Source organism: Pseudonocardia xinjiangensis (genome assembly GCF_012911925.1).
GTDB classification, from domain to species: domain Bacteria; phylum Actinomycetota; class Actinomycetes; order Mycobacteriales; family Pseudonocardiaceae; genus Pseudonocardia; species Pseudonocardia xinjiangensis.
The window spans coordinates 21,688-29,977 of record NZ_JAAXKY010000093.1; the positions used below are offsets into that span (position 1 = coordinate 21,688).

Consider the following 8,290-nt stretch of genomic DNA (forward strand, 5'->3'; position numbering starts at 1 on the left):
CGAGCAGGCTCGCGCGCGAGCGGACCATGATCACAGGGCCCCGTACGGGCGACTCGCGCACGGGAAGCGGGCGACTCGCGGGAGGGGGATCAGCCCGCTCCCGAGACGGCGGAGGACTTCTTGCCCTCCTCCTCGCCGATGATCGACCCGATCCGGTGCGCCGCCTCGGGGTGGCTGACGCGCAGGAGGCCCAGTGCGAGGACGCCGAGGACGACCGCGGCCAGTGTGATGTACGGCGTCATGTCCAGCGGCTCGGGCGGGGTGGGATAGATCGAGCCGAACAGCGCGGCGCTGAAGATGAGGACCCCGGCCACGGGCACCAGTAGGTGGGTCACGATGCGGTAGCGCCCGGCCTCGCGCCGGAAGAACACCGCACCACCGACGCAGAGCCCGATGTAGACGAGGATGACGCAGAGGGTGCCGAGCGTCGCGAAGAAGTAGTAGACGGTGGTGGGCTCGCCGCCGAGATCGTCGGTGCCCAGCCCGAACCCCACCAGCGCCGCCCACACCGTGGCCAGCGCGGCCACCGTGAGGGCGGCGTTGGCCGGGGTCCGGAAGCGGGAGTGGGTGCGGCCCAACCACGGGGGCAGTGCCCCCTCGCGTCCCATCGCGAACAGCGTGCGGGTGGCGGCCGTGGCGCACCCGACGCACACGAAGAACGCGGACAGGAGCGCGCCGATCTCCACCAGGGATCCCAGCGGTGCGCCCACGAAGCGGGCCGCGATCGTCTTGAGCGCGAACGGGTCACTGCCCAGCGCCGCCCCGTTGTCGACACCGAAGCCGATGGACAAGGTGTAGGTGGTGAGGAGGTAGAAGACGGTGGCGATCCCGACCGCCGTGATGACGGCGACCGGGATGGAGCGGCGCGGGTTCGCGGTCTCCTCGCCGAAGTCGGCGGCGGACTCGAAGCCGATGTAGGACGTGATGCCGAGGATGATCCCGTAGAAGACCCCGGAGAGACCGCCCTCCTGGGTGTGGGCGAACGTGAACGGAGCCAGGGTGTTGCCGTGCGCGCCGCCCTTCGCGGTGACGGTGATGTCGACGACGAGGATCACGACGATCGTCGCGGCCGCCACCGCCAGCTGCAGCTTGCTGGTCACCGCGATCCGGATCACCGACAACGCCACCAGCACGGCCATCCCGGCGAGGAAGAGCGGGAACCACCAGCGCTGGCCGAGCCCCAGCAGGTCCGACGCGAGGTAGGCGACGGCGGCCATCGTCATCGGCACGAAGCAGATCAGTCCGAAGGTGTACATCCACCCGGCGAGGAAACCCGTCGTCGGTCCCAGGCTGCGGCTCACGTAGGTGTAGGCGTAGCCGGCCGCGGCCATCCGCCGGGTGAACCCGATGACGACGACGGCGAGGGCCAGACAGGCGACCCCGCCCAGCAGGAAGGCCAGCGGTGTGGAGGTGCCGGCGATCACCGCGACGCCGGGGACGTTGAGCAGCATCGCCATCCCGGGCGCGAGGATCGTCACCGAGATGGCGATGACGTCCCTGGTCGACAGAGAGTTCGCGGCGAGCGCGTCGGGACGGATGGACTCGCTGCGGTCCGGAGTGCTCATCAGTAGAACTCGAAGTACTCGCGCAGCTGCCATTCGGCGGCGGCGGTGTCCGGATCCTCGGCGCCACCCCGCGCCGCTTCGAAGCGCGCGTACTCGGCGCGCTTCATCATCTGGTACGAGTCCAGGAACTCCGGGCCGAACTCGTCGCGGTAGAGGGGGTCCTTGTCCAGCTCGGCCACGGCGTCGAGCAGCGTGGCGGGCAGTGCGACTGCGTCGGCGGTGTACGGGTCGCCTGCGACGGACGGCGGAGGGGTCAGGCCGCGGGTGATGCCGTCGCGCCCGGCGGCGAGATCCGCGGCGAGGAAGAGGTAGGGGTTCGCGGCCGGTTCGCCGATGCGGTTCTCCAGGTGGGTTCCGGGATCTCCCGGTCCACCCTGGACCCGGACGAGCGACCCCCGGTTCTCCACGGCCCAGGAGATCCGGTCGGGCGCGAAGGAGTACGGCGCCAGCCGCGAATAGCCGTTCACGGTGGGGTTGGCGAAAGCGGCCATGGCTGGCGCGTGTGCGAGCTGCCCGGCGAGATAGCCGAGCCCGGTCTCCGACAGGACGTTCTCCTCGGACCGGAACACGTTGGCCCCCGACGCATCGGCCAGCGATGCGTGCAGGTGCCAGCCGCTCGCGAAGAAGTTCGGCAGCGGCGGCTTGCACATGAACGTGGCGTGCAGTCCCTGCCGTGCGCAGATCTGTTTCACCGCACTACGGAACAGCAGCATTGCGTCCGCGGAGTCGAGGCCGACCATCGGGCTGAAGCTGATCTCGAGCTGTCCCGGGCCCCATTCGTCCTCTATCGACCGGGGTGGGAGTCCGATGCCGATGAGTCCGTCGCGTAAGGCCGTGACCGTTTCGTTCACGGAGTCCAGTCGGACCTCCGAGAGGTACTGGTAACCGAACTGGAATGGTTCCACCGCGAGTGGCGCCGGGGGCTGGGTGGTGTCGTGCAGGCCGATCGCGGGCGTCACTCTGCGAGTGATGTAGAACTCGACCTCGAGACCTGTCACATAGGTGAGGTTCTGTTCGGCCAACCGCTTTACCTGGGTGCGCAGGATGTGCCGGGGATCGAGGGGAACCGGGCGCCCGTTGGAGAAGTAGGCGTCGCACAGGATCCAGGCCGTGCTGTCGGCCCACGGCAGAACACGGAAGGTCGTCGGATCGGGCACGATGACGACGTCCGGGAAGCCCGTGAACTCCTCGATGCCCAGTCCGCCCCCTGGTGCGAAGGCTGGGGGAAACAGGAAGTTCGCCGAGTCCATGCTGTAGATGGCCCCGGAGAAGTCGATGCCGTTGCTCAGGCCGGCGATCGCAGCGTGCGGCGACAGGAACTTCGCACGTGGGGTGCCGTGCTGGTCGACCACCACCATGCGGACGGTTCTGATTCCCAACCGGTCGATCTGCTCGGCCACCTCGACGGCCGCGGATTGCTGGTCGGCGGTGTGCAGCCCGTGCTCGGCGACGAATCCGTGTCGGCCGATACCAGAGATCGCCGGCGAGAAATTCGCGGCAGTCATTCGGTTGGTCCACCTTCCCTAATGCTTTTCCGCCCGGCTCCGTGGTCGGTCATTGTTCCGGGCTCGTGTGAAGTCTACGTGTGGTGGCAAGAGGGAAAAGCGACCGAGTAATGAAAGAGGAAACGAAAGGTAATTGCTGTCGATGTGGGATCAACGGCGGCGCGGACGCCGGCTCGGTGAGGCGGTCGACGGGTCCTGTGGCCAGTCGTGTTTCGGGTACCGGCCGCGGAGCTCGGAGCGGACCTGCGGGTAGCCGGTCGCCCAGAACGAGGCCAGGTCGGCGGTGACGGCCGCAGGTCGTCCGGCGGGGGAGAGCAGGTGCAGCACCACCGGGAGCCTGCCGCCGCCGACCGTCGGGGTGGCGGTCCACCCGAAGACCTCCTGCACCGCGACCGCGAGCACCGGCTGGTCCCCGGAGTAGTCGAGGGCGATCCGGGAGCCCGACGGCACGGTGATCCGTTCGGGGGCGAGCTCGTCGATGGCGGCGGCGTGCCGCCAGTCCAGCACCGCGCGCAGGACTGTGGCCGCGTCGATCCTGGCGAGGTCAGCGCGGTTGCGCGCGGTGGTGAACGGGCCCGTCCACCACCGGTCGGGAGCGGCCAGGAGCGCGGCGTCCGAGACGTCGGGCCAGTCCTCTCCGAGGGTGCGGTGCAGCGCGGCGAGCCGCTCGCGCAGCCTCCTGGCGCTGTCGGTCCAGCGCAGCAGGGCGGTGCCCTCGAGCCGCAGGCCGTCGAGCAGCGCTTCGCGGACGACCGCGCGGTCGGGGTGGGACACCCGGCGCTCCTCGAGCACGATCGCGCCCAGCCGCCGGACGTGGCGGGCGACGACGTCGCCGGTCCCGCGACCGGAGGTCTGCCAGCCCACCTCGTCGGCCTCGGCGAGCAGCGCAGGCGCAGCCAGCTCGGCGAGCTCCTGGTCGGCGACGGCAGCCAGCCGCACGCGGCCGTTCTGGGCGCCGGGAGTGCGTTCGGCGACGGCGACCGCGAGCCACTCCTGCCCGTCGAGACCGCCGCCGGGGGGCACCTCGACCGCCGTGCCGCCCGCCATCAGATACAGCGGCGAGCCCGCCGCCCGCCTGCGGGCCAGCCGCTCGGGGTGGGCGAGCGCCACGACCAGTGCGGCGGACCGGCCGGGCCCGTGGTCGTCCGGGGCCGGGTGCGGTGCCGGACGGTTCCGGGTCCCGCGGGGGTTGGTGGACGACGGCAGCAGGCGGGTCAGCCTGCTCACCTCGCCGCGCCAGCGGCCCGAGCCCGGCGCGGCGCCCGAGCGCAGGCGGCGCAGCTCGCCGTCCACCTCGGGGCCGGTGGTCAGGGTGTCGTCGTCGAGCAGGGCCACCACCTCCGCCGCGGTCCGCGCGCCGACGAGCGCGGCCCCGTCGAGCAGGGCACGGGCCAGCCGGGGGTGCAGCCCCAGCTCCGCCATCCGCCTGCCGCGGTCGGTGGCGCCCGTGCCGTCGAGTGCCCCGAGCGCGCGCAGTACCTCCTGGCCGGCGCGCAGCGGTCCGTCCGGCGGTGCGTCCCACCAGCGCAGCGCGCTGCCGTCCGGGGTGCCCCAGCAGGCCAGGTCCAGTGCGAGGCGGGTGAGGTCGGCGGTGCGGATCTCGGGTTCGGGGTAGCGCGCCAGCAGCTCACCTTCCGGCCAGCAGCGGTACACGAGCCCGGGTGCCTCGCGGCCAGCGCGTCCGGCCCGTTGCTCGGCCACGGCGGCCGACACCCGCACCGTGACGAGCCCGGCGAGCCCGCGGCGGTGGTCGACGCGCGGCACCCTGGCCAGTCCGGCGTCCACGACGACCCGGACCCCGGGCACGGTCAAACTGGACTCGGCCACGGCGCTGGCGAGCACCACGCGGCGCCGGGGGCCGGGCCGCAGCGCCGCGTCCTGCTCGCCGGCGGGCATCCGCCCGTGCAGCGGCAGCACATCGGCGTCCACACCGGACAGAGCAGCCGCGGTGCGCCGGATCTCGGCGACACCGGGCAGGAACGCGAGGACGTCGCCGTCGTCGCGGTCGAGGGCGGCGCGCACCGCGCGGGCCACGCACGCCTCGATCCGTTCCCCGCGGGCAGGCGGCGTGTGCCGGACCGTGACGGGGAACGTCCTCGCCTCCACCCGCAGCACGGGGGCGTCGGCGCCGGGGGCTCCCAGCAGTTCCGCCAGCCGGCCCGTGGCGACCGTGGCCGACGTGGCGAGCAGCTTCAGGTCCGGCCGGAGCCCGTCCCGGGCGTCCAGCAACAGGGCCAGCAGCAGGTCGGCGTCGAGGTGGCGTTCGTGGCACTCGTCGAGGAGCACCACACCCACCCCGGCCAGCTCCGGATCGGCGAGGAGCCGGCGCAGCAGCAGCCCGGACGTCACGACCTCGATGCGGGTGGCGGCCGACCGGCGCGCGTCCCCGCGCACCGCGTACCCGACGGTCTCACCGACCGGTTCCCCCAGCAGCGACGCCATCCGGGCGGCCGCGGCGCGGGCCGCGAGCCGGCGCGGCTCCGCGACCAGTACCTTCGTGCCCGCCGTCCCGGCCGCCAGCGCGAGCGGTACCAGCGTGGTCTTCCCCGTGCCCGGGGGCGCGACGAGCACGGCGCTGCCGTGCGTGTCCAGTGTGGTCGTGACCTCGTCGAGCGCGCCGCGTACCGGGAGGTCGGGCAGGTCGGTCGGCAGGGTCATCCCGGCCAGTGTGCTCCCCGGGCGCGGTGTCAGCGCCGGCCCACCGGCCCGCCGCCCGCGGTGTCCCCGTCCATCGCGTCGTCGTGCTGGTGGAACCGGCGGGCGGCGCGGCGGGTGAGCGTGGTGACGGCGTCGAACCAGCGCGCCGGGCGCGCGACGGCGTGTCCCGGCTGCACCGGGCGGCGCGTCTCGTCCGCCGGCAGCAGCCGGGCGGCCCCGGCGAGCAGCCGCAGCGTGGTCGCGGGGGCGAGCCCGTGCAGCCGGACGCCGATCTTCGCGGCGGGGGTCAGTATCACCTCGGGACGGCCGCGCAGGGCGGCTCGGACCAGCTTCGCCGCGGCCCGCTCCGCGTCCATGGACAGCAGGGGGAGGCTGTCGGCGACGGTGAACCACCGGTTCTCGGCGGTCCGGTCGCCGGTGAAGAGGGCGTTGCGCGGGGAGCCCGTGCGCATCAGTCCCGGCACCGCCGTCGTGACGGTGACGCCGTGCCGCCCGGCCTCGACCCGCAGCCCTTCGGCGAACCCGACGGCCGCGTGCTTGGCGGCGGTGTAGGGCAGCAGGTGCGGCGCCGGCAGCTTCCCGCCGACGGACGTGATCGCGAGGATGCGGCCGCCTCCACGCTCGCTCATCACCGGCAGCGCGGCCAGCACGGGGTGGAGCGTGCCCCAGAACATGACGTCCATGGCGTCGGCGAAGTCCTGGGCGCGCATCGCGGCCGCCGGACCCACCTGGATGATCCCGGCGTTGGTCACGAGCACGTCGAGGCGCCCGAAGCGGTCGACGGCGCTCGCCACGACGCCTCGGGCGTCGACCTCGACCGACATGTCGCCCGGCACCGTGACGACCTCGGCCCCGCGCCCCTGCAGCTGTGCCGCGGCGGTGGCGAGCCCGTCCTCCGAGCGCGCGTTCACCACGATGTCGTGGCCGCGGTCGGCCAGCTCCCTGGCCAGCAGGAACCCCAGCCCGCGGCTGGCGCCGGTGACGACGGCGACGGGTCGGTCGGTCACGACGCCGCTCGGTGCTCGGGAGCGTCCGGGAGCGGGTGGCACAGGGCCGAGCGATCCTCCGCCCAGCGCTCCAGCAGCAGGTCCCCGAACCGGTCGGCGAGCAGCCCGCTCGCGCGGATGCCGAACACGACGTCCGCGGCGAGTGCCGGTTCGGCGGCCAGCAGCGGCGCGATCACCCCGCGCCGCACGACCTGCTCGTGCACGGCGTCGGCCTCGACGTGCTCGGCGTAGAACTCGACCGCCGCGTCGGGCAGGTCGAGCCGGCGCATGGCGCGGACGAGCCGGTCGGAGCCGGGGGAGGAGGTCAGCTCGACCGCGGCGAACTGCCCGACCAGCGCGCCGCGCAGGGAGCGGTGCAGCCCGCACATCGACATGAGGTTCACCTCGGCCAACGTCGCTGCGGGCGCCGCGTCGAGGTAGGCGCCGTAGGTGGCGTCGAGCTCCAGCGCACGCATCATCTCGGCGAACAGGTGCGCGTGCATGCGGTCGGGGTCGCCCGCGCCGTACTCGTCGTGCTCGACGGTCACGAGCGCCGCCTTCGCCGGGCCGTCCAGCCGGGCGATCACCCAGGCCTGCGGGTCGGCCTCCTTGAGGTGGTAGAGCGACCGATGGGCCACGTACTCGCGCACCTGCCAGCGCTCGCCATCGCGGCGCAGGTGGTGGGAGACGCCGCGGGCGTCCACCGGTTCGACGAGGAGCGACTCCAGCTCGGCGTCGACGGCGGCGGCCGTGCCGTCGGAGGGCGCGACGTCGTCGCGCAGGGCACCGAGGAACACCTGCTCCATCGCCCGCCGGACCGTGAGCAGCGCCGGGTCCCACTCGAGGTCCTCGTCGACGCCGGCGAAGCCCCGGTAGTGCAGCTCGTAGAGGCAGTACAGCGCGAGCTGCAGGTCCTCGCCGTAGGGATCGGTGACCTCGACGGGCGGGAGGATCTCCGGGCTCCGGCGCAGCGAGCCGATCACGGCCGCCGACAGCGGACCGCGCGGCTCGGGTAGTGCGGGCGGCTCAACCAGCACAGGTCGGCTCCTGCTGAGCACGGTCCTCCCCTTCGTCCTGGCGCACCTTGCGCCGGTGGCTGGTGTCGCAGAACGGCTGGCGGCGGCTGCGCCGGCAGGTGCACAGGGCGCTGACCGCACGGTCGGAGCGCACGCGTCGCCCGTCGGGAAGCACGACCTCGATGGGCCCCGACACCAGGATCGGGCCCTCGTCGGTGAGCACGATCTCGCGTGCGCGCTCAGGCACGGCGGGCCCCGACCACGACGAGCTCCTCGAAGCGCTGGCCGGGCCGGATCAGGCCGCGGGACTCCAGCAGTGCCGCCCGCCCGCGCATGACCGGGCCGAACGGCACCGTCGCGCGGTCGAGGACCTGCGCCGTCAACCCCACCCGCGTCAGCGCGTCGAGGGTCAGGGCGGTGTCGCAGACCGCCGAGTGCACGAGCAGGACGTCGCCGTCGGGCGCGAGGACGTCGGACACCCCCGCGCAGATCCGGTCGAGCAGTGCCCGGCCGTCGGGTCCCGCGTCCCAGCAGCGCGCCTTGCGGTGGCGGGGCAGGGC

Annotated in this window: 6 protein-coding genes and 1 pseudogene; all 7 read right to left on the reverse strand. The window is 73.4% G+C overall.

Annotation, left to right across the window (positions count from 1 at the left end; all coding sequences use genetic code 11):
• Positions 1 to 89 precede the first annotated feature (89 nt).
• Positions 90 to 1,565, reverse strand: coding sequence for an APC family permease (locus HF577_RS24400; RefSeq protein WP_169398274.1), 1,476 nt, complete (start codon positions 1,563 to 1,565; stop codon positions 90 to 92).
• Positions 1,565 to 3,070: a glutamine synthetase family protein gene (locus HF577_RS24405; RefSeq protein ID WP_169398275.1), complete on the reverse strand. Its 1,506-nt coding sequence runs from the start codon at positions 3,068 to 3,070 to the stop codon at positions 1,565 to 1,567. The genes HF577_RS24400 and HF577_RS24405 overlap by 1 nt, the downstream gene beginning before the upstream one ends.
• 150 nt (positions 3,071 to 3,220) lie before the next feature.
• Complete coding sequence (hrpB, locus tag HF577_RS24410) at positions 3,221 to 5,728, reverse strand: ATP-dependent helicase HrpB (RefSeq protein ID WP_169398276.1); 2,508 nt, start codon at positions 5,726 to 5,728, stop codon at positions 3,221 to 3,223.
• A 29-nt stretch (positions 5,729 to 5,757) separates the two neighbouring features.
• Positions 5,758 to 6,735 carry an SDR family NAD(P)-dependent oxidoreductase gene (locus HF577_RS24415; RefSeq protein ID WP_169398277.1) on the reverse strand — a complete coding sequence of 326 codons (978 nt, stop codon included), beginning with the start codon at positions 6,733 to 6,735 and terminating at the stop codon, positions 5,758 to 5,760.
• A complete protein-coding gene (locus tag HF577_RS24420) occupies positions 6,732 to 7,751 on the reverse strand; it encodes an iron-containing redox enzyme family protein (protein WP_169398278.1) in 1,020 nt (339 codons plus the stop codon). The genes HF577_RS24415 and HF577_RS24420 overlap by 4 nt, the downstream gene beginning before the upstream one ends.
• Positions 7,741 to 7,977: a CDGSH iron-sulfur domain-containing protein gene (locus HF577_RS24425; RefSeq protein ID WP_169398279.1), complete on the reverse strand. Its 237-nt coding sequence runs from the start codon at positions 7,975 to 7,977 to the stop codon at positions 7,741 to 7,743. Before HF577_RS24425 ends, HF577_RS24420 begins: the two co-directional genes overlap by 11 nt.
• Positions 7,970 to 8,290 (reverse strand): annotated as a pseudogene (locus tag HF577_RS24430) (methyltransferase); the annotation flags it as partial. The gene HF577_RS24425 and the pseudogene HF577_RS24430, both read right to left, overlap by 8 nt.